Here is a 25,688-nt window from a genome sequence, read left to right as displayed (position 1 = left end):
GGACCAGAAGGCCCCCATCCGGCAAAGACGCCCTGTCCGGCAAGATTCCCGGGTCGCCGCTGCGCGGCGCCCGAGAATGACGGGCCGGCCTCAGCCGAACACGCCATAGGCGATCAGCGCCGCGATCACCCAGAGTGCGGCGGTGCCCCAGCGATTGCGCTGCGCCTCGGCGCGCCCGATCGCCTCGATGCTGCGCTCGTCGAGGACGAAGCCGTTGCGCGAGGCGTCCTCCAGCTGGCCGAGCACACGCTCGGCGCGGACGACCGTGTCCGGGAGCGCGGCCAGCGAACCGAGCAGCGAGCGGGCACCGCGCCCGGCCTCCTCCAGCTTGCCGATCGGCCCGAGATTATGCGTGATCCAGCTGCGGACGACCGGATCGGCCGTGCCCCACATGTCGAGATGCGGATCGAGCGAGCGCGCCACGCCCTCGACCACCACCATGGTCTTCTGCAGCATGACGAGCTCGGTGCGGGTCGCCATGTCGAACATGCCGGTGATCTCGAAAAGCAGCGTCAGCACCTTGGCCATCGAGATCTGGTCGGCACGCTTGTCGTGGATCGGCTCGCCGACGGCACGGATCGCCTGGGCGAAATCCTCGACGTCGTGATGGGAGGGAACGTAGCCGGCTTCGAAATGAACCTCCGCCACGCGGCGATAGTCGCGCGTGATGAAGCCGAGCAGGATCTCGGCCAGAAAGCGCCGCTCCTTCAAGCCCAGCCGGCCCATGATGCCGCCATCGACCGCGACGAGCCGCCCCTCGACATCGACGAAGAGGTTTCCGGGATGCATGTCGGCATGGAAGAAGCCGTCACGGATCGCATGCTTCAGGAAGGACTGGATGATGTTGCGCGCGAGCTCCGGCAGGTCGTGGCCGGCAGCGCGCAGGCCGTCGACATCGGAGAGGCGCACGCCGTCGATCCATTCGTCGACCAGCATCTCGCGCGCCGTCAGCTGCCAGTCCGGCTCCGGCACGCGGAAATCGGCGTCCTCCTTGGTATTCTCGGCGAATTCGGACAGGGCGGCCGCTTCCAGCCGCAAATCCATCTCCATCGTGACCGAGCGCGCCAGCGTCTCGACCACGCCGGTGAAGCGCAGGCGGCGCGCCTCGGCCGAACGCGCCTCGGCCTGTTCGGCGCCGAAGCGCATCGCCGCGAGGTCGCGGTTGAAGCGATCACGGATACCGGGGCGCAGGATCTTGACCGCGACCTCGCGCCCGTCCTTCAGCCGGGCGCGGTGGACCTGTGCGATCGAGGCGGCGGCGACCGGCTCGCTGAACTCGACGAAGATCTCTTCCAGCTTCTCGTCATGCGCGGCTTCGACGATGGCGCGCGCCTCCGCCATCGGGAAGGCCGGCATGCGATCCTGCAGGGCCGAAAGATCCTCCGCGATCTTCATGCCGACGACATCAGGCCGCGTCGCCAGGAACTGGCCGAACTTGACATAGGACGGGCCGAGCCGGGTCAGAGCCGCCGCGAGCCTCGTCGCCGAGGACCCGGCACCGCGTCGCTCGATCAGCCGACCGACGCGGATCAGACCCCGCGCCAGCGGCGGCAGCACCGAGGGGTCGACCAGCGCGAGCGCGCCCTCGCGGGCCAGCACGAAGCCGACGCGCGCGCCGCGCAGGAGGTGGAAGGAGGAAGAGATCATGCGGTTCCAGCCGTCATGCTCGGGCCTGACCCGAGCATCTCAGGAAGGGTGCCTTTTCCGGCACGAGATGCCCGGGTCAAGCCCGGGCATGACGCAAAACAATCCATCACAGCTTCCAGCCGGAATGCAGCGCCACGACCCCGCCCGTCATCGGCGTGAACTTCGCCCGACGGAAGCCGGCGTCCTCGATCATGTTCGCGAAGGCCTGCGGCTTCGGGAACTTGCGGATGGATTCGACGAGATACTGGTAGGGCTCGGCTTCGCCGGTGACCATACGGCCCATCGGCGGAATGACCTTGAAGGAATAGGTCTCGTAGATCTTGTCGAGCAGCGGCACGTCGACATGGCTGAATTCGAGGCAGAGGAAGCGCCCGCCGCGCTTCAGCACGCGATAGGCCTCGGCCAGTGCCTTGTCGATGCGCGGCACGTTACGGATGCCGAAGGCGATGGTGTAGCAGTCGAAATGGTTGTCCGGCAGACCGAGCTCCTCGGCATTGCCCTGGACGAAGCGAATGCGGTCGTCATCCGGGAAGCGCTTGTCGGCCCGCTCGCGCCCGACACGCAGCATGTCGGCATTGATGTCGAGCACGGTGACGTCGGTCTGCGGGCCGCCGGCCTCCAGCACGGAAAAGGCGACGTCGCCCGTCCCGCCCGCCACGTCGAGATGGTGGAAAGGCCGGTCCTTGGCCGGATTGATCGCGGTCAGCAGGGCGCTTTTCCAGGCCCGGTGCAACCCGCCCGACATCAGGTCGTTCATCAGGTCGTAGCGATTGGCGACCTTGTGGAAGACGTCGTCGACTTTCGCCTGCTTCTCGGTGAGCTTCACCGTCTCGAAGCCGAAATGGGTGGTGTCGGAGGCTGCTGTCACGTTCGGGCGGACCTTTTGCGGGCGGACCTTGTATTCGGCTGAGGCGATGAATAGCCAAAGGCAGCGGGCTTGTCGCGGCCCGTCTCGACGCAGGCTTTACGAAGGTCTTGATCCATGCCCGAGCTACCCGAGGTCGAAACCGTCCGGCGCGGGCTGGAGCCCGCCATGCTGGGCGAACGCTTCGCGCGCGTCGAGCAGCGCCGGCCCGATCTGCGCTTTCCGTTGCCTGACGGCTTTTCCGAGCGGCTGACCGGCCGACGCATCGAGGCGCTGTCGCGCCGGGCAAAATATCTGATCGCCGATCTCGACGATGGCGAGGCCCTGATCATGCATCTGGGCATGAGCGGGCGCTTCATCGTCGAGGCTCCCGGCACACCGCCGACCGAGCCCGGCGCCTACTATAATGAGATCGGCCGGCATCTGATCCACGACCATGTCGTGTTCGAGATGGGGTCGGGCGCGCGCGTCACCTATAACGACGTGCGCCGCTTCGGCTTCATGGACCTCGTGCCGCGCGCCGAGCTCGCCGCCTCCAGGCATTTCGCCGGGATGGGCATCGAACCGCTCGGCAACGAACTCTCCGGCGAGACGCTGGCGAAGCTGTTCACGGGCAAGATCGCCCCGCTCAAGGCTGCACTGCTCGACCAGCGGCTCGTGGCGGGTCTCGGCAATATCTATGTCTGCGAGGCGCTGTTCCGTGCCGGGCTACATCCGGAAGCCGAGGCAGGCACGATCGCGACGCCGACCGGCCGGCCACGGCAGACAGCGCATGAACTGGCGCGCATCATCCGCGAGGTGCTGGAGGAGGCGGTCGCGGCCGGCGGCTCGACCTTGCGCGACTTCGCCCATGCCGACGGCTCGCTCGGCTATTTCCAGCATCGTTTCCGCGTCTACGACCGCGAGGGCGACGTCTGCGTCACACCGGGCTGCGGCGGGCTGGTGAAGCGGCTGGTCCAGTCGGGCCGCTCGACCTTCTATTGCGAGAGCTGCCAGCCACGGCGGTAGGGACACGCGTCATTCTCGGGCTGGACCCGAGAATCTCTAGACGGAGGTGACACCGGAGCCTCTCCTGCATGAGATGCTCGGGTCAGGCCTGAGCATGACGTGCCTTTGGTCCCAGGCGCGGATGCGCGCAACGCGCATGGACTTGAACCTTCCCGGCCCGCTAAAGCTGCACCGACAGCATCATCGGGGAGGCCGCCATGGCTTATGAGACCATTCTCGTCGAGACGAAGGGCAAGGTCGGGCAGATCACCCTCAACCGGCCGCAGGCTCTGAACGCCCTCAACGGCCAGCTCATCGGCGAGATCAATCAAGCGCTCGACGGCTTCGAGAAGGACGCCGGCATCGGCTGCATCGTCATCACCGGTTCGGAGAAGGCTTTTGCGGCCGGCGCCGACATCAAGGAAATGCAGAGCCGCACCTTCCCCGCCACCTATCTCGACGACAAATTCGAGGATTGGGACCGGATCGGCCAGCGCCGCAAGCCGATCATCGCCGCGGTGGCAGGCTTCGCGCTCGGCGGCGGCTGCGAGCTCGCCATGATGTGCGACTTCATCATCGCAGCCGACAACGCGAAATTCGGCCAGCCCGAAATCAATCTCGGCGTCATCCCGGGTGCGGGCGGCACGCAGCGCCTGACCAAGGCAGTCGGCAAGGCAAAGGCCATGGACCTGATCCTCACCGGCCGGATGATGGACGCGCAGGAGGCAGAGCGCTCCGGCCTCGTCGCCCGCATCGTGCCGCTCGCCGATCTGCAGGCGGAGGCGCTGAAGGCGGCAGAGGCGATCGCGGCGAAGTCGCTGCCGTCCGTGCTGATGGCGAAGGAATCGGTCAATCGCGCCTTCGAGGTGACGCTTCAGGAAGGACTGCGCTTCGAGCGCCGCGTCTTCTCCTCGCTCTTCGCCACCGCCGACCAGCAGGAAGGCATGTCCGCCTTCGCCGAGAAGCGCAAGCCGGACTTCAAGAACGCCTGACGCCGGCGCCTCGACCGCGCGGGTCCTCATCCTGAGGAGCCGCGTGAGCGGCGTCTCGAAGCATGCTCGTCGCGCCTTCCGGAACCATATGAGACATCCCGAGGCGCCATTTCCGATGAAATGGCGCCTCGGGATGAGGGCTCGGACAAGGCGGAAGGCTTGCGGCGATGCGACCGATCACTCCCGCGCATGGCCGGGACGTCGATCTTTGACTTGAACCCGGCCCCGCCCTGCTGACACGATGCGCCATCATCAGCAGGACGAAGACCATGAACGCCACAGCCCGCATCGCCGCCCCCGAGGGTCTGACGCTTCCGACCTATGCCGATGTCGAGCGCGCCGCCGAGCGCCTGAAAGGTGTCGCGCATCATACGCCCGCGATGAGCTCGGCGACGGCCAATCGGCGCACCGGGGCGAGCCTCGTCTTCAAGCCGGAGAACCTGCAGCGCATGGGCGCCTTCAAGTTCCGCGGCGGCTACAACGCCATTTCCGCGCTCTCCCCCGAGCAGAAGAAGGCGGGCGTGCTCACCTTCTCCTCAGGCAACCACGCCCAGGCCATCGCCTATGCAGGCAAGTTGCTGGGCGTCCCGACCACCATCATCATGCCGGAAGACGCGCCGAAGGCTAAGGTCGAGGCGACGCAGGGCTATGGCGGCGAGGTCGTCCGCTACGACCGCTACACCCAGGACCGGCTGGAGATCGGCAACCGCATCGCCACCGAGCGCGGGCTGACGCTGATCCCGCCTTATGACCATGCCGATGTCATCGCCGGCCAGGGCACGGCGACCAAGGAGCTGATCGAGGATGCCGGCCCGTTCGACATCCTGATCGTGCCACTCGGCGGCGGCGGGCTTCTCGCCGGGGCAGCCCTGGCGGCCAAGGCGCTCAATCCCAATTGCCGCATCTTCGGCGTCGAGCCCGAGGCCGGCAATGACGGCCAGCAGTCGCTGCGCTCCGGCAAGATCGTCAAGATCGGTGTGCCGAAGACCATCGCCGACGGCGCGCAGACCGCATTCCTGGGCGATCTCACCTTCCCGATCATCCAGGCGCTGGTCGAGGACATAGTCACCGTCGGCGACGCCGAGCTCATCGAGACCATGCGCTTCTTCGCCGAGCGGATGAAGCTCGTGGTCGAGCCGACCGGCTGTCTCGCCGCAGCGGCGGCGCTGACCGGCAAGATACCGGTCGAGGGCCAGCGCGTCGGCGTCATCATCAGCGGCGGCAACGTCGATCTGGCGAGCTTCGCCCGCTTCATCGCCCCGTCCGCGTGAGGATAGCGGCGCGAAATCGATTCCGGCGTTGACGGCGGGGTCGCAAGCGATTATAGCCCCACCACTCGCGGCGGCCCGCGCATGCTCGGCCGCCGCTCACGTTTTTCCACCAAGGGTGCGGCCAGACCCGCCGGCAATAATGCCAGGCGCCTGACCGCGATGAAGACGAGGACGTTTCGATGGCCAATACGACGTCGGCCAAGAAGGCTACGCGCAAGATCGCGCGGCGCACCGAGGTCAACAAGACTCGCCGCTCGCGGATGCGCACCTTCCTGCGCAAGGTCGAGGAGGCGATCGCCTCTGGCGACAAGTCTGCCGCGGCCGAGGCCCTGAAGGCCGCCCAGCCCGAGATCATGCGCGCTGCGCAGAAGGGCGTGGTTCACAAGAACACCGCCTCGCGCAAGGTTTCCCGCCTCGCTCACCGCATCGGCGCGCTGGCTTCCTGAGCCTGAAGATCCGTCCGTTTCGACGGCGAAAAGCCCGGCCTCGCGGCCGGGCTTTTTCGTTGGCTAAGGCCCCTCCTGTGGCGACTCGGCCACAGGCTCCAACGGAACAAAAAAAGCCTGCCCGCAAGGCATTTCCGCAGGCTTTCCACGGGTTTGCAGACTTGACTCTGAAGCGCGCTTCAGGGCGAAAAACCGACCCTCGCAGCTGACTCCGTCGCTCACAAAAAGACCTGCATTATCATCATCTTAGTGGGCAAAGGATTTTGGCGAGCGGAATCACGGCGACTCTGCGGCAGCCTTTTCGAAAGCCGTGAAAAAAAGATTCGCGGCGCGCAGGGGGGCCGGGCATCAAGAAAATCTTAAGTTCCCCAACCAATTGCAGGGCGCAGCCTCGCTTTGGCGGGGCCACCTCGCAGGCCAAGTCTTCGAAGCCGGCTGAAAGGGATGTTGCAGCCCGTCGAGAGCGCCTTGTAAGGTCCCTTCATCGCCCGGCGGACAGCAATGACCGCCAGGCGCTTTCCAGAGATGATAAGCGTTTTGGCTCGCGACCACGGAGGTTGGAGGATGTAGCTCCTTTGTCTTTTAGTGTTGAGATAAAGGGCGGCATCGTCCCTCGACGAGCCTTCCAAGCGTAATCGACAAAGCATGGATCGGAACCTGCGGGCGACAAAGCGCCCGACAGGACGGGATCCTTTTTTAACCCGGACAACAGTGCCAAGAACGCGGCCGCCCTGCGGCCGCCGTTCCGAAGGCGCGTGCATTTTAAAGATTGGGGCCATTGATGTTCGAGCGACAGGAACTCGGTGATACGGTCGATACAGCGTCTGTGGTGGTGATCGCGGCTGAGGACACCGCTGGGGTTCAGCTGGAAGAGGTTTCGGTCCAGGAGGCCTGGGAGCGCGTCCGCAGGCGCCTGCGCGCCGAACTTGGCGAAGACGTCTTCTCCAGCTGGTTCGGCCGGCTCGAGCTCGCCGGCATTGTCGAGGGCGTGGCCTATCTCACGGTCCCGACCCGCTTCCTGAAGAGCTGGCTCGAGGCGCATTATGCCGAGCGCCTGCGGGTGAACTGCATGGCGGAGCTGCCGGCACCGGCCGGCGTGCTGCTCTCGGTCCGCACCGTCTCGCGCGAAACCACGGTTGCACCGCGCGTCGAGGCCGCCCTGCGCGCCCGGCCTGCCGCGACGCCCGCCCCCGTCGCGACTGAAGCCGCCCGGCCGGCTGTCGCAGGCGGCGCCCAGCCTTGCGAATCCGATCTGGTCGACGCCTGCGGCACGGCGCTCGACAAGCGCATGAGCTTCCAGAGCTTCGTTGTCGGCAAGTCGAACCAGCTCGCCTTCGCGGCGGCGGAGCGCATCGCCGGAGCGCCGGCGGGCCAGAGCCCCTATAACCCGCTGTATCTCCATGCCGGCGTCGGCCTCGGCAAGACGCATCTGCTGCAGGCAGTCGCTCAGGAAGCGCGCCGCCAGGGCAAGCGCGTCGCCTATTTCACCGCCGACCGCTTCATGTACGGCTTCGTCGCGGCGCTGAAGTCGCAGACCGCTCTCGCCTTCAAGGAGAAGCTGCGCGGCATCGATCTGCTCATCGTCGACGACGTGCAGTTCATCCAGGGCAAGTCGATCCAGCAGGAGTTCGGCCACACGATCAACGCGCTGCTCGACGCCGGCAAGCAGATCGTCGTCGCCGGCGACCGGCTCGCCGGCGAGCTGGAGGCGCTCGACGAGCGCATCCGCTCCCGGCTCGGCGGCGGCCTCGTCGTCGAGGTCGGCGAGCTCGACGAGGCGCTGCGCGTCAAGATCCTGGCGACCCGCATGGACGCGCTGCAGGGCGCCCATCCGAACTTCCAGGTCGGCCCGGACGTCGTCGCCTATGTCGCCCGCGTCGTCGCGACCAATGGCCGTGACCTCGACGGCGCGGCCAACCGGCTGCTCGCTCATGCGACGCTGTCGGGCCAGCTCGTGACGCTGGAGACGGCCGAGTCCGCGATCCGCGACCTCGTGCGGACGCGCGAGCCGCGCCGCGTCAAGATCGAGGACATCCAGAAGCTCGTCGCGACACGCTACAATGTCAGCCGCGCGGATATCCTTTCGGAGCGCCGCACCGCGGCGGTGGTGAAGCCGCGCCAGATCGCGATGTATCTGTCGAAGGCGCTGACGCCGCGCTCGCTGCCCGAGATCGGCCGCCGTTTCGGCGGGCGCGATCACACCACCGTGCTGCACGCGGTGCGCAAGATCGAGAAGGCGATCAGCGAGGACCGCTCGCTGCATGACGAGGTCGATCTCCTGAAGCGCATGCTGCAGGAGTGAGCCCGGCGCGATCGCTCGCACCTGCTCTGCCAAATGGTTGTGGTTCCCGGCGCGCGCGGCCCTTGCGCGCGTCGCTGCCGTCCTGCAATGTCGCTGGCCATTCATTCGGCCCTTGCATCCGTGCGAGGGCAGCAAGCGTCAGAAGACTAGACAATCATGAAGGTCACGGTCGAACGTTCCACGCTGCTCAAGTCGCTAGGCCACGTTCATCGGGTGGTGGAGCGCCGCAATACGATCCCGATCCTGTCGAACCTGCTGCTCAGCGCCTCCGAGAACGGCCTGCGGCTCAAGGCGACCGATCTCGACATCGAGGTGGTGGAGACGATTCCGGCTGACGCGGCCGAGCCCGGCGCCACGACCGTTCCCGCCCACACCCTCTACGACATCGTCCGCAAGCTGCCCGACGGCGCGCAGGTTTCGCTCGAGACGACCGGCGACAGCGGCCTCGTGCTGCGCTCGGGCCGCTCGCGCTTCCAGCTCCAGACGCTTCCGGAGAGCGACTTCCCGGACATCACCGCCGGCGAGATGGCGCATCGCTTCGTGCTGCCGGCCGGTGAGTTGAAGCGCCTGATCGACAAGACCCAGTTCGCGATCTCGACCGAGGAGACGCGCTACTATCTCAACGGCATCTATCTCCACACCATCGATGTCGAGGGCCGCCCCGTGCTGCGCGCGGTCGCGACCGACGGGCACCGGCTCGCCCGCGTCGACACCGCAGCCCCGCAGGGCTCGGTCGGCATGCCCGGCGTCATCGTGCCGCGCAAGGCCGTCGCCGAGATCCAGAAGCTGCTGGAGGATGGCGAGAGCGAGGTCGCGGTCGAGCTTTCCGGCTCGAAGATCCGCGTCGCCACCGCCAATGTCGTGCTGACCTCCAAGCTGATCGACGGCACCTTCCCCGACTATCAGCGCGTCATTCCCGCCGGCAACGACAAGCTTCTCACCGTCGACAAGGGCGATTTCGCCGCTTCCGTCGATCGCGTCTCGACGATCTCGTCGGAGCGCGGCCGCGCCGTGAAGCTGTCGATGGCCGACGGGCGCATGACGCTCTCCGTGACCAATCCGGATTCGGGCTCCGCGACCGAGGAGATCGAGGTCGATTACGAGGCGAGCCCGCTCGATATCGGCTTCAACGCCCGCTACCTGATGGACATCGCGGCGCAGCTCGATGGCGACACCGCCGTGCTCAAGCTCGCCGACCCGGGTTCGCCGACCGTGATCCAGGATCGCGAAGGGGCCTCCGCCCTCTATGTGCTGATGCCGATGCGCGTGTGAAGTATTGCGCGAAAAAGTGGACACCGGTTTTGCGCTAGAGCAATGCGCGAGCATTGCGAGCCGATCGCTCTCGTCCGCGTTCGGACGCTCGCGTCCGAACGCGGCGTGATCGGGCGCGGCCATGGCCGCCGTCGCGCGCCTGATCCTCCAGGATTTCCGTTCCTACGAGGCCCTCGATCTCCCGGTCGAGGGTCAAATCGTTGCGCTGATCGGCGAGAACGGAGCCGGCAAGACCAATATCCTCGAAGCGCTCTCGCTGTTCACACCGGGACGAGGCTTACGCCGCACCGAGCTTTCGGTCATGGCGCGGCAGGGCGGCGACGGCTCCTTCGCCGCCTCGGTGACGCTCGCCGACGAGGCGGGCCGGCTCGGCATCGGCCTCGGTCCCCTCGACCCTGAGGGCCGCCGTCCGCGGCTCGCCCGCATCGATGGCGCCGCGGTCGGTTCGGCCCTCGCCTTCAGCGACTATCTGCGCGTGGTCTGGCTCACGCCCGATCTCGACGGGCTGTTCCGGGGCGCCGCCGGCGACCGCCGCCGCTTCCTCGACCGGCTGGTGCTGGCGATCGACCCGGGCCACGCCACGCGCTCGAATGCGCTGGAGCGGGCGCTGCGCTCGCGCAACCGCATCCTCGAGGAAAGCCCGGGACAGACGCAGTGGCTCGACGCGGTCGAGCGTGAGGTCGCCGAGCTCGGCGTCGCGGTCGCTGCCGCGCGTGCCGAGACGGTGGCGCGGCTGTCCGCGATCATCGCAGACACGCGCGATGAAGCCTCGCCCTTCCCCGATGCCGATATCGCGCTTTCGGGCGAGATCGACGAACTCGTCGCGCGCCTGCCGGCCGTGGATGCGGAGGACACCTATCGCGACCTGCTGCGCCAGGGCCGCAACCGAGACCGCGCCGCCGGGCGGACGCTCGCCGGCCCCCAGGCTTCGGATCTGGAGGTCCGGCACGGGCCGAAGGACATCCCGGCCGGCCAGGGCTCCACCGGCGAGCAGAAAGCGCTGCTGATCGGACTCGTGCTGGCCCATGCAAGGCTGGTCGCGGCGATGAGCGGCATCGCCCCGCTCGTCCTGCTCGACGAGATCGCCGCCCATCTCGACCCGCGCCGGCGCGCGGCGCTTTACGAGGGCCTCACCGATCTCGGCTGTCAGGTTTGGATGACCGGCGCCGATGCCGCCTTGTTCGGCGATCTGCCGGGCGGCGCGCAGCGTTTCGCGATCACGCCTGGCCGGGCCGATCCGATCGATTGATCGGTCGGACCACGTCTTGCGATGGGACGGAACCGGCGCGTTGCTGCTAGCATCGCGAAAAATCGGAGCCTCCCAATGGAAGTCGCCAGCCTCGCCCTGTTCGCCGGCGTCTATTTCCTCGCCGTCGCCTCGCCCGGGCCGGCGATCGCGGCTCTGGTCGCACGCTCCCTCTCCACCGGCTTTCGGCGATCGCTACCCTTCCTCGCCGGCATCGTCGCAGGTGACCTCGTCTGGTTCACGCTCTCGGCGCTGGGTCTCAGCGTCCTCATGCAGAGCTTCCACGGCGTCTTCGTCGCGATCAAATATGCCGGCTGCGCCTATCTGCTCTATCTCGCCTACAAGGCCTGGACGGCGCCCGCCGAAGCGCCGAAGCCTTCCGCCGCCGCGCGCGGAGAGGGTGCCCGCCTGTTCCTCGGGGGCCTGGCACTGACGCTCGGCAATCCGAAGGTGATGGTGTTCTTCCTGTCCATCCTGCCGCTCGTCATCGATCTCAACGCGCTGACCCCGCTCGCCTATCTGGAAGTCATGGCCCTGATCGCGCCGATCATCAGCGGAACCTTGCTGGCCTATGCCTATGCGGCCGACCGGGCGCGTCGCCTTGTCGCCAGCCCGCGCGCCATGCGCTGGATCAACCGGACGACCGGCGGCGTGATGGCGGGCGCGGCTGCCGCGATCGCCGCGCGGAGCTGAGCGGCCTTGGTTCTGGCGGCGGGCCTCATCGATCTCGGCTTCGCGCTGTTCCACGCCGCGTTCCGGCGCCTGTTCGGCTGGCCGGAGCGGCTCGTCCCCTCCGGCAGTCTGAACACCGCGATCACGCAGACGCTCAACGCGATGCTGATCTTCGTCTTCCTCGCCTATGGCGCGACCTTGATCTGGCTGGCCGGGCAAGGAAACGTCCATCCCGCGCTGCCACTTGCGGGCGCTGCCTTCTGGGGCCTGCCGCTCATGCTGCAATTCATCTGGTTCGATCTCAAGCCCTGGCCCTCGAAACTGATCACCGCGATTTTCGCGCTGACCACGGTGGTTCATCTGCTGGCCGGACGGGTCTAGGCACAGGATATCCCGCGAAAGGCTGGCCAAGCGCGCCCGGCTGCGGCACACCCCTTCCCATGTCGCCATCCCGCGAATCAGAAGCCCGCGCGATCCTGAAATCGGTGTGGGGCTATGACGACTTCCGCCCCGGCCAGTGGGAGGTGATCGAAGCCGCGCTCACCGGACGCGACGTCTTCGCGGTGATGCCGACCGGCTCGGGCAAGTCGATGTGCTACCAGCTCCCGGCGCTGGTCACGGGCGGCCTCACCCTCGTCGTTTCGCCATTGATCGCGCTGATGCGCGACCAGGTCGGACAGCTCGTCCGGGCCGGCGTTTCCGCGGCCTCGCTGAACTCGATGAACAGCGAGGAGGAGGCGGCTCAGGCCTGGGACAGGCTCAATGCCGGCGATCTGAGGCTGCTCTTCGTCTCGCCGGAGCGATTGGCCGGCGAAGGATTGGTCGGCCGCCTGAAGCGTCTTGGGGTGACGCGGCTCGCCATCGACGAGGCGCATTGCGTCTCGCAATGGGGCCACGACTTCCGCCCGGAATACCGGCTTCTCGCCAAAACGCGCGAGGCGCTGGGCGGCGTGCCGGTGACGGCGCTGACCGCCACCGCCGATCGGCAGACCCAGGCCGATATCGCGAGTCAGCTCTTCCGGCAGCCGCCGCAGATGGTGGTGCATTCCTTCGACCGGCCGAATCTGAAGCTCGCCTTCGCACCGAAGGAGCAGCCGCGCCGGCAGATCGACGATTTCCTGCGCCGCCACCGCAACGGCTCGGGCATCATCTATTGCTCTTCCCGGAGCAAGACCGAAAGGCTTGCCGAAGGGCTGCGGGAAAAGGGCTGGAATGCGCTCGCCTATCACGCCGGGCTGGAGCAGGCGGAACGCAACCGCAACCAGGACATCTTCCTGCAGGAGGACGGGGTGGTCGTCTGCGCCACCATCGCCTTCGGCATGGGCATCAACAAGCCGGATGTGCGCTTCGTCGTCCATGCCGATATGCCCGGCTCGATCGAGGGCTATTACCAGGAGATCGGCCGCGCGGGGCGCGACGGGCTGCCCGCGGATACGCTGACCCTCTACGGCGTCGACGACATGTCCTTGAGACGGCGCCAGATCGACGAGAAGCCCGTCGACGACGAGCGCAAGCGCATCGAGCACAAGCGCCTGAATGCGATGATCGATCTCTGCGAGAACGCCCTGTGCCGGCGCAGCGCGCTCCTCGCCTATTTCGGCGAGGAGACGCCACCGTGCCGGCATGGCAGCGCGCCGTTCCGCTGCGATCTCTGTAGCGCTGAAGCCCCGGCCCTGCAGGACGCCACGCTCGACGCGCGCAAGCTGCTCTCGGCGGTGATCCGTTCCGGCGAGCGCTTCGGTGCCGGCCATCTCGCCGATATCCTCACGGGGACGACCACCGAGGCGATCCGTCGCCAGAACCATGACGGGCTGAAGACCTTCGGCGTCGGTGCCGACAGGCCCAAGGCGGCCTGGATGGGGCTGACGCGCAAGCTTTTCGCCGCCGGGGCTCTGGCCGAAGCCAGCGCCGAACATGGCGGTTTCCGCCTCACGCCGAAGGGTGAGGACATCCTGTTCGGTCGCGAGGCGATCGCGCTCAGGGCCGACCCCTTCGCCGAGCGGCGTTCCCGCCGCGGCGAACGCGAGGCGGCACGCGCCGACGGCCTGGACGAAGGCACGGCCGCCCTGTTCGAGCACCTGCGCAAGCTCAGGCTGCAACTCGCCCGGGAAGAGGGTGTCGCGGCCTACATCATCTTCACCGACCGCACCCTGATCGCGATGGCGCGCGAGCGTCCGCTCGGCCTCGACGAGATGCGCGCGATCGAAGGCGTCGGTGAGCGCAAGCTCACGCAGTATGGCGAGGCCTTTGTCGAGGCGATCGCGGAGTTTCCGGGGTAGGCGCTCCGGCCTGGGCAGCCGTCATTCTCGGGCGGAGCGAAGCGTAGACCCGAGAATCTCCGGCATGCGGTAACGCCGGAGCCTCCATCGGCATGAGATGCTCGGGTCAAGCCCGAGCATGACGCTCTGTTCCGACGCCGAAGACACCGGCATCAACGCGCCGACTCGCACACGCGCGCCTATGCGCGTGAAAAAGCCATCGTCTGCCCCTATATTGTCGTTTCGAATCAGGATCATCGCGGGCGCTCGCTCGCCCGTGCAAGGACGACTTCATGACCGACGCTGCGCTCAGCGCCCAGCCCGATGATTACGGCGCCGATTCCATCAAGGTTCTCAAGGGTCTGGATGCCGTCCGCAAGCGGCCGGGCATGTATATCGGCGACACCGACGACGGCTCCGGCCTGCATCACATGGTCTACGAGGTCGTCGACAACGCGATCGACGAGGCGCTGGCAGGCCATGCCGACCTCGTCACGGTGACGCTGAACGCCGACGGATCGGTCACGGTCAGCGACAACGGCCGCGGGATCCCCACCGATATCCACAGCGAGGAAGGCATCTCGGCGGCCGAGGTCATCATGACCCAGCTCCACGCCGGCGGTAAGTTCGACCAGAATTCCTACAAGGTCTCGGGCGGCCTGCACGGCGTCGGCGTCTCCGTCGTCAACGCGCTCTCGGTTTCGCTCAAGTTGCGCATCTGGCGCGGCGGGCACGAGCATTTCATGGAATTCCGCCATGGCGACGCGGTTGCCCCGCTCGCTGTGGTCGGCCCGCAGGGTGACCGGCGCGGCACCGAGGTCACCTTCCTGCCGTCGCAGGAAACCTTCACCATGGTGGAGTTCGACTACAAGACGCTGGAGCACCGGCTGCGGGAGCTCGCCTTCCTGAACTCGGGCGTGCGCATCGTCCTCACCGATGCCCGCCATGCCGAGGTCATCCGCGAAGAGCTGATGTACGATGGCGGCGTCGAGGCCTTCGTGCGCTATCTCGACCGCGCCAAGACCCCGGTGATCGAGAAGCCGATCATGCTGACCTCGGAGAAGGACGGCATCACCGTCGACGTCGCGTTGTGGTGGAACGACAGCTACCACGAGAACGTGCTCTGCTTCACCAACAACATCCCGCAGCGCGACGGCGGCACGCACCTCGCCGGCTTCCGCGCCGCGCTGACCCGCCAGATCACTGGCTACGCCGAAAGCTCGGGCATCTCGAAGAAGGAGAAGGTCTCGCTCACCGGCGACGACTGCCGCGAGGGCCTGACCGCGATCGTCTCGGTCAAGGTGCCCGATCCGAAGTTCTCCTCGCAGACCAAGGACAAGCTGGTCTCCTCGGAAGTCCGTCCGGTTGTCGAGAACGTCGTCAACCAGGCGCTGTCCGAGTGGCTGGAGGAGCATCCGAACGAGGCCAAGACCATCGTCGGCAAGGTGGCGGAAGCCGCTGCCGCGCGCGAGGCCGCCCGCAAGGCGCGCGACCTCACCCGCCGCAAAGGCGCGCTCGATATCGCCTCGCTCCCCGGCAAACTGGCTGATTGCCAGGAGCGCGATCCGGCCAAGTCCGAACTCTTCATCGTCGAGGGCGACTCGGCCGGCGGCTCGGCCAAGCAGGGCCGCGCCCGCGAATACCAGGCCGTGCTGCCGCTGCGCGGCAAGATCCTGAACGTCGAGCGGGCGCGCTTCGACAAGATGCTCTCCTCCGACCAGGTCGGCACGCTGATCACGGCGCTCGGCGCCGGCATCGGCCGGGCCGAGGCCGATCAGGGCGGCTTCAACCTGGCGAAGCTGCGCTACCACAAGATCATCATCATGACCGACGCCGACGTCGACGGCGCCCATATCCGCACGCTGCTGCTGACCTTCTTCTACCGGCAGATGCCGGAGCTGATAGATGCCGGCCATCTCTTCATCGCCCAACCGCCGCTCTACAAGGCGGCGCGCGGCAAGAGCCATGTCTATCTCAAGGATGAGCGGGCGCTGGAACAGTACCTGATCGACTCGACGCTGGACGGGGCGACCTTCCGCACCAGCGAGGGCGTCGAGCGCGGCGGCGCCGATCTGCGGGTCCTGATCGAGGAGGCCCGCAACGTCCGCAACGCGCTGTCGCAGCTGCATTCGCGCTATGACCGGCGCGTCGTCGAGCAGATGGCGATCGCCGGCGTTCTGCATCCGATCGGCGAGGACAACGAGGCCCAGGCGAACGAGGCGGCGGCCCGTGTCGCGCAACGGCTCGATGCGATCTCGGACGAGCTGGAGCGCGGCTGGGAAGGCAAGGTCAGCGAGGGCGGCTTCATCTTCTCCCGCATGGTCCGCGGCGTGAAGCAGGCGGCGACGATCGACGCCGGCCTGCTCGCCAGCGCCGAGGCCCGGAAACTCGATGCGGCGGCGGTTTCCCTGCAGGAGGCCTATTCCAAGCCGGCGGTGCTCGGCCGCAAGGGCGATTCCTTCACGATCAACGGCCCGACCGACCTGTTCGACGCGGTCTCGACCATCGGCAAGAAGGGCGTTGCGCTACAGCGCTACAAAGGGTTGGGCGAGATGAACCCCGACCAGCTCTGGGAGACGACGCTCGACCGCGACGTCCGGACCCTCCTGCGCGTCAAGAACGACCAGAACGACGAGGCCGACGATCTCTTCGTCAAGCTGATGGGCGACGTCGTCGAGCCGCGGCGCGAGTTCATCCAGACGAACGCGCTCAACGCGACGGTCGATATCTAATTCCGGCTCCGAATGTAGGGGCACCCTAAAGGTTGACTCCTAGGCCGGGTAGTCGGACTCAATTGTCGTATTAGATCGACTCATGACGTGGTGAGGCCGGCGGACTACTGGGAGGTTGCGATGGCATCCGGCACAGAGGCGAAATCCTCAGCAGTGGGAGTCGTTAGACGGCATTCGGATGCTCCGCTTCCTGACCTAGTTCCGGGCGCGAGCATTCGAACGTCGCGGTTCAAGGCCGACGCTCGTCGCCAGTCCCTCGCTGTCACAAAGTCCGTTCTTGCGAGCGAAGATCAGTCGTTCATTGACGCATTTTCCGACCCCGCCTGCATGGAGCGGAATTCTTGGGCTGGGCCGCCTAGTAAAGCGGACTTTTGATTGACCTGACACATCGCCGCGCTAATCGGCTGGTCGGCATATTTCGCTAGATTGGTAGGTGTAGTTGACCGACCGCAGTTCTCCACCGCTGGACGACAAGCTGAAGCTTCGCGCAGGAAGGCTCGTATCGGTTGCACTCACCCAAGAAGGTGAACGCAATCAGGCCCAGCTTGTCGATGCCAGCAAACAACGAGTCGACGAGCTAAGAGCGCTGATGCGTAAGCAGAAGCGCGTCAAAAAATGGCGCCGTGACTGAGCCGGTATAGTCAGCCTCGATGCGATCCTGGGAGTTTCTGGCGAGGTCCCAACTACCGCGCTAATGCTCGGGCAGCGGTTCCTGGAACTGCTCGTCGATGGCGATCTTGCCCTTGAGCGCACCAAAGCGTCGTTGGCCCCGTGGCGCCATGGGTGCTCCACGCACCACCGTCACGCTGCGGCGAGTGATGACCACGTCTTCACCCGCCAGCGCCTTTGAATTCAGTTCGGACAGTTGGATTTGTGCTTCACGGACCGAGAACTGGGGCACGAGCATAGCCCTTCCAACTTGGCCATAGCGGATCTCAGGCCGCGGACCATCGCTTTTGGGTGAGGCCGTCCAATGCACCCAGAGCCTGCTCGCGATTGTAGATATAGCCCCCCAGCTCCGAGTACGGAGCGATCGGAGCCACACCCAGCCGCTGCAGGGCGGCAACCGCTGTCATCGAGCCTTTTTTGCCGATGTACTCCGAGGCTTCGGTAGCGAGGATGTAGGTTTTCTCGAACCGCTCGACCTCCTCGAGGGTGAAGACGACGGAAAGGCCGCGTTTCTCCCCGTGGAGGATGCCAGCGCGGACCAAGTTGGCCATCATCTTGGAAACGATTCTGAGCCTGGCTGACGCTTCCCGGCTTAAGAGAACAGGAATTTCCGCGATCTTCGCCTGCCTCTCCTCCTCCGCTTGCCGCTCGGATTCGAACTGCCGGACCGCTGCGACCAACTGGGCGCGATCGAAAACGTAGGCCTTGATATCCGGAGGCCCGAAGGCCGGCTTCAGCCCGAGACGCTTAGAAAACCAAACCGGGTTCATCCCCGGGTCTTTCGTATTGGCTTCGAGCGCCCCAACCAAGTCCTTTCCAGAGAGGTACCGCTCACGGAAGGCCACAAGCTGGCTCGCCGAGAAATAATACTGAAGGCCGTCCCGCTTCGAGGTGAGGATGCCCTTCTTTTCTAGGAAGGTGATTGTGTCGCGGTTGATGCCCACGAGCTCGGTGATCTGCGAGGCGGTGAGGTGTTCATTAGGATCGAACTGGAAACGTGGCGCCTCCTCAATCACGACGGAGTTTAGGCGTTCTATAACCGCCAACGCGGATATTCGGTCGTAGAGATAACTCGAATAGTCCGGCGGCGCGGCGACGACCTTTTCCTCGCGAAGCGCCTGAATTGCCTTCTGCGCGCTGCACCCGAGCAGCTCTCCCGCCTCCAGGGTGGTGATGTAACGCGACTTGAATTCGTTGACAGCTTCCTCGTTGAGACGCCGCCCGCGGCTGTTGTCCTCACTGGGCAGAATGCCGGACGCTATCAGCTCCATTCCAAAGCCGTAGGGGAGCTGCAGCTTGTTGAGTGCGTGTTTGGCCGTCAGCCATCCGCCGGCGGAATACGACTCAGCCTTCGTCTCAGACCCGGACCAACCTCGGATCGCTTCCTCGGATTCCGAGCGGTTGTAGATGTATCGCTTATCGAAATCCCGACCACCGACAGGTTTGATACCTATCGTTCTGAGCAGCTGATCGGCTGATTGCCAGCCTGGCAACCCGAAGGTCTCTGCGAGCTTGCTGGAGGTCGTGTAGAGGTCGTTGAACTTGTCGATTTCCTGCTTCGACACGGCATATCGACGCCCGGTTTTCGCGAAAGGTAGGTAGCCCGCGTCGCGAACCTCCTTCGCCGCCGCCGGCGTAAGGCCGATCTCCGCGCTGGCCTCGAGGAAGGTTCGCATATCTCCACGATCCTTCTGCAGCGCCGTTTTTATGTCGACGATGCGGACCTTCAGCCGGGCAAGGCCATTGGCTGCTTCGTCGAGGGCGCAGACAGAAAGATGACCCCGAAGGATCAGACCCACCACAGAAGACAGACTCTTGGACGCGCCGAAGCTTGCCTCGATTAACGACAAAGACGGACTCTGAATCGGCACGAGGGTCCGTGCCAGCTTCTCGATGAAGCCATCTACGGTCTCCGGCGAAATACGCCACTGCGCAAACCCGGCGCTCCCCTCTACCCTCGGATTGTCCGATGTGATGCCGTCCAGGTGGCCCGCCTCCAACAATCGCTTCATGCTGGTCACCTCGACGCCGAGACGAGACGCGGTCTCCTCGAGGTTGAGCCATTTTTCCTTCTGCTCGCGGATAATTTCGACGGCTTGCTCAGAAAGCGTAATCGGAGCTCCCTTCCACCGCTTCCGCGGCTCAATGAAGCTTTTTTCGATCGCCACCCGTCGGACCCACTCGACGCTGGTGCCGATGGACTGCGCAGCTTTTGACAGACTGATCCCCGAGCCGTCGACCGGCGCGAAGCGGATCGCTCTGCCGACACCGGCGGACGCCATGTCCCGCTCGATCGTCTTTTTCAGGTGGTCCTTGAGAGCGCCATCGGGAAGCCCGAACGCCCATTTGTCGAAGCCGCCATATGCCTTTTCCTTTCCCGTCCCTCGAACGTTATGAGCTCCCTCCCTCAGGCGAGCGACGAGCTTGGGAGCGGCAATACCTAAGTCCTCGACGACAGATAAGCCGATGCCGCACGCGTGGCTGGATGCCCCGCGGCTATCGCCGTGCTGTTTGACGAAGCTGCGTTCGGTTTCGGCGTATCCCAGCACCTCCATGGTCTCGATCGCCCAGTGCAAAGGCATGTCGTCCAGTGCAGGAACGTTGATGCGCGGTCTGCCTCCCAGCCGTCCTACCACGTAGGCAGATRCCCGAACCTCCTGCGCGTCGGCGGGAACACATTCGAATCGGCTGATCTCATGGTCGTTGGGGCAGCGATCAATTGTACCGCGGCCTGGGTCGAACGGCTCTGAGCATTGCGGGCAGCGTGAGATTAGGCGGCAGTGGTGGTCGGGACACGCGGTCACCGCCGTTACATCCCACCAGGTGCGATGCCATGCGCGCGGCAGTCGACGCTTATGGACTTCAACAACCTTTTTGTCTTCGGAGAAACATGCTGGGCACGCTCGACGAACGCTAGCGGAGGCCCACTGTGTGCCACGCCTAAGCGTCTCACCGCGCAGGGTGACGATGTCTCGATCATCCGTAGCGGTGTCATGAGCAAGGCGGCTCGTGTCCGAGCGGCCCACCTTCGCAATCGTCTCCAAAGACGATCGCATGTGAAGGCGATGAGATTCCAGATCGACGCTCGCGGCCAGCGTGGCGACACGTTCCACGCCGTTGGCTTGGGCGACCCGCGTGAAATGGGCGTAGGCCGGCTCTCCATCCTGACGAGCGGGACGAACAGTAACGTAGTTGATCCTCATTCTGATAATCCCATCGGACAGTCAGTGTTCGGTAGCGCGCAGTGCGCCGGATTCGAGTTCGTGCCACCGTTCCAAAGCCGCTTCGGCATCAGATCGGCGATAGATTGCCTGCCGAGCTAGCTCGACCGGTAAAATGGGAGTCAGACCGACCTTCCTGAGCTGCTTGGTCGCCGCGCTGGCCGAGCCAAAGCCGCCCTTGGAGGCGAGACCCTGCGACGTGACGTGGTCGTCGACGAACTTCTGCAAGTCATCCCGCCGAACCAGCAGACTGTTTCGATGACGGGTTGCGTCGAGGAGCTTATGATCCCGCAACGCCTTGGCGGTTTCGCCCTTGATGCCGATTTGGTCGGCAGCGACCGAGATCGGCACAAATTCGTCGGATAGGTGCTGGCCAATGGCTTTCAAGAGGTCGCATCGGTCAATCAAGAATGCCTGAAGGCCTGGCGCGCTGCCGTCGTAGCCCCTGATCGCTAGTCTTCCAGACAGCACGAGCTGGACGGCCTTGCTGGTAGCGAACCGCAAGGTTGCAGCGGCCCTCGGGATCGGGGTGAGATCCTCACCGCCGAGTTGGATCCTGGCAGCCAGGTCGTCGAGGAGCCTGCGGACCGACTGCACCGAGAACAGGGCGACGTTGAATCTGAGCTCGCGGCGCTGCTCGGCCGACACGATGGGATCGACCAGTCCAGCATCGGCGATCGCGCGGGCGGCAGCTGACGACACACCCAGAGCGACTTCAAGCTCTGTCGCGTTGAAGCACTCGGCAATCATTTCCTTGAGCTGATCTACGAAGGCACGGGAAATCTTTGCGCTTTCGCCCTGTCGGAGCCTAGCGGTCGGCAAGATGCCCTGCGCCTCGCAGAATCGCCGAAAGCGCTCTGCCCCCATGCCGCATTCCGCAGCGGCCTCAGCCATGGGGATGTGCTTGGAAATCGCTATCACAACGCCAGCGATACTGGTGTTGGCTTTGAAGGTGACCAGATCCGAATCCTGCGCGTGAGCCACGACGCCAGCCCGCAATGCGTCGGTGATCGCGGAAGCCGGTTCATCCATCAGCCACTCGTAAAATTCGCCGTAAGCCTTCAGAAGGCCCCACCGCCAAGGGCGCTGGGCAGACATACCGACGAGTCCGTCTAGAACCGCCGGCAACTGCTCGGGCAGTTCCTGAATGACGTTCAAGCCCGCAGAAATGATCGCGCCGGATGAAGCTCTCGAAGGCTCTTCGACATATCGCTCTATTCCCATCGCAGCTCGACCGATGGCCTCCATCGTCGCAATCGCGCGACCGAGTTCCAGGTCGTCAAGGAATGCTGAGGCCATGCGGTTCGCGAAGCCGAGCCGCCCGAGGATGTATCGAGCGCCGATCGTTTCGCCTTCAGGAACAGCGTCGCAAATGAACTGCGCAATGTCGTGCCCAGCTGGGCATCGGCCGACCGCAGCATTCTCGTAGGAAAGCTTGTCGCCACAGGCTTCACAGGCGTCGATGAGACGCGCCGAATGCTCCAGGCACACATCGAGGGCACGGATGTCCCAATGGGTGCGCCGCCATGCCCTTGGGAAACGGCGCCGGAATTGCTCAGGCGTTGCCAGGTCCTGACGAATGCACAATGGGCAAACCTTGCACTGTGAAGCGATGGTCCACTGCTTTCGAAACAGTCGTTCGCCGCGCAGCTCGACGCTTTCGGGGGCCGTTCTAGCCGTATCGAAAGACAAGGCAGCGATATCCTGGCCCGCACGCTCAGCGACGATCTCCAAGGCTTTGCCCTGGATGATCTCGAACGACCGGAAGCCAAAAACACGACCACAGTCGGTCAGCGTCTTCAGGCCGTTCGTCGCGCCTATTCTCGCGCAGTAAGCGTAGGCTGGTTCGCCCGAATGTCGAATCGGGCGAACCGGCAGAGTGGCGGCCCTCACACTTCGTCCTCGATCGAGGGGCGCTGGTTGCCTCGCAGGAGCGTGCGATCATAGTCCTCGAGGGACTTCTTCTTCTTTTTCAGCTTCGACAGATCGGCAACTCGGAATGGGTTAGCTCTCATGTCGCAGAGGCCGATTGCTTCCGCTGCAGCAGCAAGATCCGACTTTGTCATCGAGCGGCCTGCCATCCAAGGGCCGACACCGGCGAGCTTGAAGAGGTCTGCAACGCGGCCAACTTCTCCATCCGTCGCATGGATCATGCGCTCGGGGTAATCATGGAGGTGGAGATCGAGCTTTTGCTCGAAACCCAGCCTTTTCTCGAAATTTTGCAGCAGCAGGGCCATATGGTCTCGCCGCTTATTGTCGAGGCGTCGAACCTCTATGATCGGCGTCCTACGACGAAGCTCGGGGTATTCCTCGACAAACTTCGCCGCCTTGACCCCCGCCAGAACGATGGAGACCGGCCATTCTTTGTCGACCAGCATTTCTTTGAGCTTCATGGCGATCTGAGCGCGCTCATGGCTCTTGGGGTTTGAGAAGACGTTGTTGATCTCGTCGATGATGACGACCATGACGCCCTGAGCCGCGAGCTGAATACGGATCACGTCCCAGATATCTTCGGCGTCGAGCCGGATTCCCTTGGTGATTTTGGACTCACCGTCACCAGTTTCCTCAGCCAGCGCCACCCCAACACCCATGCGGCGAAGCACACGCACGCCGAGCTTGCGTAGGTCGCAGGCAGCCGGAATCTCCACCTTGAGCAGAGGCCGCAAAGGCCCCTCCTCAGTTTCGATAATCTCAAGACATTTGTGACGGCTGAGGCGCCGCAGAATGTGCGTCTTGCCCGCACCCGTGGGACCATCGACTGCGAACGCCTTGCCCTCTTCCTCTTCGCCCAAGCCGGCGATGATCTGATCGAATAGATCGCGCGATTGCACCCAAGTCCCCGTCGGGACCTCGATCATACGCATCCGCCGAAACCACTCCGCCGCTTTCTCGCGTCCGGCGGAGTGATGCCTGCTTTTCATCGTCGCCGCTATTTGAGCGTGTCGGCCGTTTTTTTTGGCTCGCTGCTCAAAGTCCGGCGCCTTCGAATAGGCGTCGTCCGGGTTGATTTTGACCGCAACGTTCATCGGAGTTTCCCTCAGTCGTCGGACATCTCGAAGTGCGAGAGGTCGTCGTAGTCCTTGGCTTCTTCTGGCAGTGCCTCGTCGGCGGCCCTGTTGATCAGCGCCGCTGCGGGAGGCGGCAGCTTTCCCGCGGAGCTGAGGTGCTCTTCGGCCAAGGCTATGGCCTCACGGATCACTTGAGGTCCGCATCCTTCAAAATCTGCGAGCCTAGATAGAAGCGGAATATCTCAACCAGCTCGTGCGTGTCCGGCTTCTCGATCTGGATTTCCCGATCAAGTCGGCCGGCACGCTTTACCGCCGCGTCAATGCGGTCCGGGTGGTTGGTCGCGGCTACGACAACGACCCCAGCTCGCTCTTCGATCGCGGCCAGCTGCTCCAGAAGCAGGTTCACGATCTGGGTCCAATATTCGATGTAGTCCCCGCCAAGCTTCGCGCGATCCGAGATTCCGTCCACCTCATCGATGAACAGGATGCATGGAGCCTGCCGGCGAGCCCGTGAGAACGCGTCCCGGATCGCCTGCAGGGTGCCCGAAAGGTATGATGCCGAGTTCCATTCCGCGACCGAGGTGGAAACGAGTGGCACCCTCGCTGTCTTGGCCAGAGCTCGCGCGAACTGCGTCTTTCCCGTTCCGGGAGGGCCCGAAAGCAACAGACCCTTGTGATCGACGTCAACCCAGCTCAGGCGGCCAGCACGGTACTCGGTCAGGTCGTCGGCCAGCTGAAGCCCCCAATCCTTGGCTGCGCCATAGCCGGTGAGCTCTTCAAGCGACGGGCCTTCGAAGAGATAATCGCCGCGCTTCCTCACCACATCTTCGATTGCGGCGAGGCATTCGTTTCCCTGCAGGCCGAACCTGAACGCAAGTGGGAGATCATCGATCTCCAGCATGCGAACGAGGTCCGCATCCATAACGCGCGTCGGCGCTAGGCCGGTCACTGCTTCGACGACTAGGGCAACGCCCGCCTGATCGAGTGAGGGCAGCGTCAGCTTGAACACGGCTGTGCGGGTCAGTGCTTGGGGCAAATGCCTCGAAGGGTCGGGCGCGATCCCCATGATGGGAATTCGATACTGCAGCGCTGAGGCGACCTCGCGACTCCCCTTATCGCGACGATCTGGCTTGGCGGAGCCATCGCGAACAATCAGGATCCCGCGCGTCTGAGGACTCACGAGAGTCGAGCTCTCAACGTCCAAGACGCGTGAGTGCTGGGGGAGCACGCATTCCTGCGCGACTTCCTTTGCGGTCTCGGCCAGGTTGGGGCTGTGTATCGTCATAACGACGACAGGAGCGTCACGACGGAGCTGACCTGCGAGACCCGGCTCTGCTTCAATCGCCCGAGCCATCAAGATCGCGACAGCTGCCAGATCCGGCCGGAGACGGGCGCTGGCCGTATCTCCTGCGTAGCCCTTGAGGTCGTCGATCAGACGCTCCAGCGCGGCGTCTGAGTACGCTCCAGGGAGCATCGGCTTGGTCTTCGCTCCTGCCTCCCGTGCGAGGATATCGAGATAGGCGCGCGCCAGCAGGTCGGGCGGCATCTGGGCGAGTTTCTTCGCGCCGAAGATCGGCTTTCTCTGCGGCATGAAAGCTCCCAAGGAATCGGACGACATCGCGACGGAGCGCCATCAAGGATAGGAGTCGGCGTCGTGCTGGTCGGGGCGGTTCGAGTATCGCGGCAGAAGGTATTCAGGCCTGATTCGCTAGCTGCAGGAGAACGCCAGGCTCGCAGGAGAGGTCGTCGAATTCCTCGTCCAGCAAGGCGGAGGCCGGATCATCTCCGAAAGGGCACATGTGCGAGCGCTCTGCCATAGGGCGTGCCCTCGTATGGACGTCTGCCATGCCGCATATGCCGGCGGCTGACATGTATGATCCTCGATAGGCCAAGCCGAAGTGTCTCTGGATTGCCATTTGCGGCTCCATGAATGACGACAACGATAGGCGCCAAGCTCCACAGGAGGGCGCACGGGCAGTTCTGCATCTAATTGGAAGAGGCGCGAAACCGGCCAGCATATGGGAGGCCGCCTACGATCCTCGGCACTCTCTGCCGCTGGTCGCGATCAACTCGGGTCGCCATTGCCCAGGCTGAACGTTA

General features: G+C 64.8%; 20 protein-coding genes. 12 read left to right on the top strand and 8 right to left on the bottom strand.

The features are described 5' to 3' along the window. Positions 1-90 precede the first annotated feature (90 nt). Together ubiB and ubiE are read right to left on the bottom strand one after the other, a co-directional pair. Positions 91-1,647, bottom strand: a complete 1,557-nt coding sequence (gene ubiB / locus AB4Z10_RS15840; protein WP_441471324.1) for a 2-polyprenylphenol 6-hydroxylase — start codon at positions 1,645-1,647, stop codon at positions 91-93. 106 nt (positions 1,648-1,753) lie between these two features. Further along, positions 1,754-2,515, bottom strand: a complete 762-nt coding sequence (gene ubiE / locus AB4Z10_RS15835; protein ID WP_441471323.1) for a bifunctional demethylmenaquinone methyltransferase/2-methoxy-6-polyprenyl-1,4-benzoquinol methylase UbiE — start codon at positions 2,513-2,515, stop codon at positions 1,754-1,756. Between the two features lie 114 nt (positions 2,516-2,629). Between ubiE and mutM the strand changes: the two genes are divergently transcribed. The 12 genes from mutM to AB4Z10_RS15775 all read left to right on the top strand — a co-directional run bounded on the left by mutM (position 2,630) and on the right by AB4Z10_RS15775 (position 17,321). Then, a complete protein-coding gene (gene mutM, locus AB4Z10_RS15830; protein WP_441471322.1) occupies positions 2,630-3,520 on the top strand; it encodes a bifunctional DNA-formamidopyrimidine glycosylase/DNA-(apurinic or apyrimidinic site) lyase in 891 nt (296 codons plus the stop codon). A 197-nt stretch (positions 3,521-3,717) separates the two neighbouring features. Continuing rightward, on the top strand, positions 3,718-4,491 hold the full coding sequence (locus tag AB4Z10_RS15825) for an enoyl-CoA hydratase (RefSeq protein ID WP_441471321.1): 774 nt from the start codon (positions 3,718-3,720) through the stop codon (positions 4,489-4,491). A 269-nt stretch (positions 4,492-4,760) separates the two neighbouring features. After that, positions 4,761-5,762, top strand: coding sequence for a threo-3-hydroxy-L-aspartate ammonia-lyase (locus AB4Z10_RS15820; RefSeq protein ID WP_441471320.1), 1,002 nt, complete (start codon positions 4,761-4,763; stop codon positions 5,760-5,762). Between the two features lie 179 nt (positions 5,763-5,941). Beyond that, positions 5,942-6,208 (top strand): 30S ribosomal protein S20, encoded by a 267-nt coding sequence (gene rpsT / locus AB4Z10_RS15815; RefSeq protein WP_149131629.1) that lies wholly within the window; start codon positions 5,942-5,944, stop codon positions 6,206-6,208. 781 nt (positions 6,209-6,989) lie between these two features. Further along, positions 6,990-8,510, top strand: coding sequence for a chromosomal replication initiator protein DnaA (gene dnaA, locus AB4Z10_RS15810; RefSeq protein ID WP_441471319.1), 1,521 nt, complete (start codon positions 6,990-6,992; stop codon positions 8,508-8,510). 156 nt (positions 8,511-8,666) lie between these two features. Beyond that, positions 8,667-9,782, top strand: coding sequence for a DNA polymerase III subunit beta (gene dnaN, locus AB4Z10_RS15805; protein WP_441471318.1), 1,116 nt, complete (start codon positions 8,667-8,669; stop codon positions 9,780-9,782). A 121-nt stretch (positions 9,783-9,903) separates the two neighbouring features. Beyond that, positions 9,904-11,031 (top strand): DNA replication/repair protein RecF, encoded by a 1,128-nt coding sequence (gene recF / locus AB4Z10_RS15800; protein ID WP_441471317.1) that lies wholly within the window; start codon positions 9,904-9,906, stop codon positions 11,029-11,031. 75 nt (positions 11,032-11,106) lie between these two features. Further along, complete coding sequence (locus AB4Z10_RS15795) at positions 11,107-11,721, top strand: LysE family translocator (protein WP_441471316.1); 615 nt, start codon at positions 11,107-11,109, stop codon at positions 11,719-11,721. Between the two features lie 6 nt (positions 11,722-11,727). After that, positions 11,728-12,081 carry a hypothetical protein gene (locus tag AB4Z10_RS15790; protein ID WP_441471315.1) on the top strand — a complete coding sequence of 118 codons (354 nt, stop codon included), beginning with the start codon at positions 11,728-11,730 and terminating at the stop codon, positions 12,079-12,081. Between the two features lie 59 nt (positions 12,082-12,140). Then, a complete protein-coding gene (gene recQ, locus AB4Z10_RS15785) occupies positions 12,141-13,979 on the top strand; it encodes a DNA helicase RecQ (protein ID WP_441471314.1) in 1,839 nt (612 codons plus the stop codon). 272 nt (positions 13,980-14,251) lie between these two features. Continuing rightward, a complete protein-coding gene (gene gyrB / locus AB4Z10_RS15780; protein WP_441471313.1) occupies positions 14,252-16,690 on the top strand; it encodes a DNA topoisomerase (ATP-hydrolyzing) subunit B in 2,439 nt (812 codons plus the stop codon). A gap of 439 nt (positions 16,691-17,129) precedes the next feature. Next, a complete protein-coding gene (locus AB4Z10_RS15775; protein ID WP_441471312.1) occupies positions 17,130-17,321 on the top strand; it encodes a hypothetical protein in 192 nt (63 codons plus the stop codon). 60 nt (positions 17,322-17,381) lie between these two features. Here the strand turns inward: AB4Z10_RS15775 and AB4Z10_RS15770 are convergent, their stop codons facing one another. The 6 genes from AB4Z10_RS15770 to AB4Z10_RS15745 are packed head-to-tail and all read right to left on the bottom strand — an operon-like array spanning position 17,382 to position 25,179. After that, on the bottom strand, positions 17,382-17,597 hold the full coding sequence (locus tag AB4Z10_RS15770; RefSeq protein ID WP_441471311.1) for a type II toxin-antitoxin system Phd/YefM family antitoxin: 216 nt from the start codon (positions 17,595-17,597) through the stop codon (positions 17,382-17,384). Positions 17,598-17,625: 28 nt separating this feature from the next. After that, positions 17,626-20,562, bottom strand: a complete 2,937-nt coding sequence (locus AB4Z10_RS15765) for a TniQ family protein (RefSeq protein WP_441471310.1) — start codon at positions 20,560-20,562, stop codon at positions 17,626-17,628. Between the two features lie 21 nt (positions 20,563-20,583). Beyond that, positions 20,584-22,473 carry a TniQ family protein gene (locus AB4Z10_RS15760; RefSeq protein WP_441471309.1) on the bottom strand — a complete coding sequence of 630 codons (1,890 nt, stop codon included), beginning with the start codon at positions 22,471-22,473 and terminating at the stop codon, positions 20,584-20,586. Continuing rightward, complete coding sequence (locus AB4Z10_RS15755; protein ID WP_441471308.1) at positions 22,470-23,606, bottom strand: TniB family NTP-binding protein; 1,137 nt, start codon at positions 23,604-23,606, stop codon at positions 22,470-22,472. The genes AB4Z10_RS15760 and AB4Z10_RS15755 overlap by 4 nt, the downstream gene beginning before the upstream one ends. Before the next feature lie 11 nt (positions 23,607-23,617). Further along, positions 23,618-23,779 (bottom strand): hypothetical protein, encoded by a 162-nt coding sequence (locus tag AB4Z10_RS15750; protein WP_441471307.1) that lies wholly within the window; start codon positions 23,777-23,779, stop codon positions 23,618-23,620. Further along, positions 23,776-25,179: an AAA family ATPase gene (locus tag AB4Z10_RS15745; protein ID WP_441471306.1), complete on the bottom strand. Its 1,404-nt coding sequence runs from the start codon at positions 25,177-25,179 to the stop codon at positions 23,776-23,778. Before AB4Z10_RS15745 ends, AB4Z10_RS15750 begins: the two co-directional genes overlap by 4 nt. Positions 25,180-25,688 lie beyond the last annotated feature (509 nt).

Origin of the sequence: Allobosea sp. RAF48 (genome assembly GCF_052114025.1) — a bacterium.
GTDB lineage: Bacteria > Pseudomonadota > Alphaproteobacteria > Rhizobiales > Beijerinckiaceae > Allobosea.
The sequence above is the reverse complement of the archived record's forward strand: the minus strand, read 5'-3'. Positions and strand labels throughout refer to the sequence as shown.

Excerpts from the sequence above, each read along its gene's own strand:
- AB4Z10_RS15755 (WP_441471308.1), bottom strand. The coding sequence starts at position 23,606 with ATGAACGTTGCGGTCAAAATCAACCCGGACGACGCCTATTCGAAGGCG.
- dnaA (WP_441471319.1), top strand. The coding sequence starts at position 6,990 with ATGTTCGAGCGACAGGAACTCGGTGATACGGTCGATACAGCGTCTGTG.
- AB4Z10_RS15745 (WP_441471306.1), bottom strand. The coding sequence starts at position 25,179 with ATGCCGCAGAGAAAGCCGATCTTCGGCGCGAAGAAACTCGCCCAGATG.
- recQ (WP_441471314.1), top strand. The coding sequence starts at position 12,141 with ATGTCGCCATCCCGCGAATCAGAAGCCCGCGCGATCCTGAAATCGGTG.
- AB4Z10_RS15795 (WP_441471316.1), top strand. The coding sequence starts at position 11,107 with ATGGAAGTCGCCAGCCTCGCCCTGTTCGCCGGCGTCTATTTCCTCGCC.
- AB4Z10_RS15770 (WP_441471311.1), bottom strand. The coding sequence starts at position 17,597 with ATGCTCGTGCCCCAGTTCTCGGTCCGTGAAGCACAAATCCAACTGTCC.
- ubiB (WP_441471324.1), bottom strand. The coding sequence starts at position 1,647 with ATGATCTCTTCCTCCTTCCACCTCCTGCGCGGCGCGCGCGTCGGCTTC.
- recF (WP_441471317.1), top strand. The coding sequence starts at position 9,904 with ATGGCCGCCGTCGCGCGCCTGATCCTCCAGGATTTCCGTTCCTACGAG.
- gyrB (WP_441471313.1), top strand. The coding sequence starts at position 14,252 with ATGACCGACGCTGCGCTCAGCGCCCAGCCCGATGATTACGGCGCCGAT.
- dnaN (WP_441471318.1), top strand. The coding sequence starts at position 8,667 with ATGAAGGTCACGGTCGAACGTTCCACGCTGCTCAAGTCGCTAGGCCAC.
- AB4Z10_RS15820 (WP_441471320.1), top strand. The coding sequence starts at position 4,761 with ATGAACGCCACAGCCCGCATCGCCGCCCCCGAGGGTCTGACGCTTCCG.
- mutM (WP_441471322.1), top strand. The coding sequence starts at position 2,630 with ATGCCCGAGCTACCCGAGGTCGAAACCGTCCGGCGCGGGCTGGAGCCC.
- rpsT (WP_149131629.1), top strand. The coding sequence starts at position 5,942 with ATGGCCAATACGACGTCGGCCAAGAAGGCTACGCGCAAGATCGCGCGG.
- AB4Z10_RS15825 (WP_441471321.1), top strand. The coding sequence starts at position 3,718 with ATGGCTTATGAGACCATTCTCGTCGAGACGAAGGGCAAGGTCGGGCAG.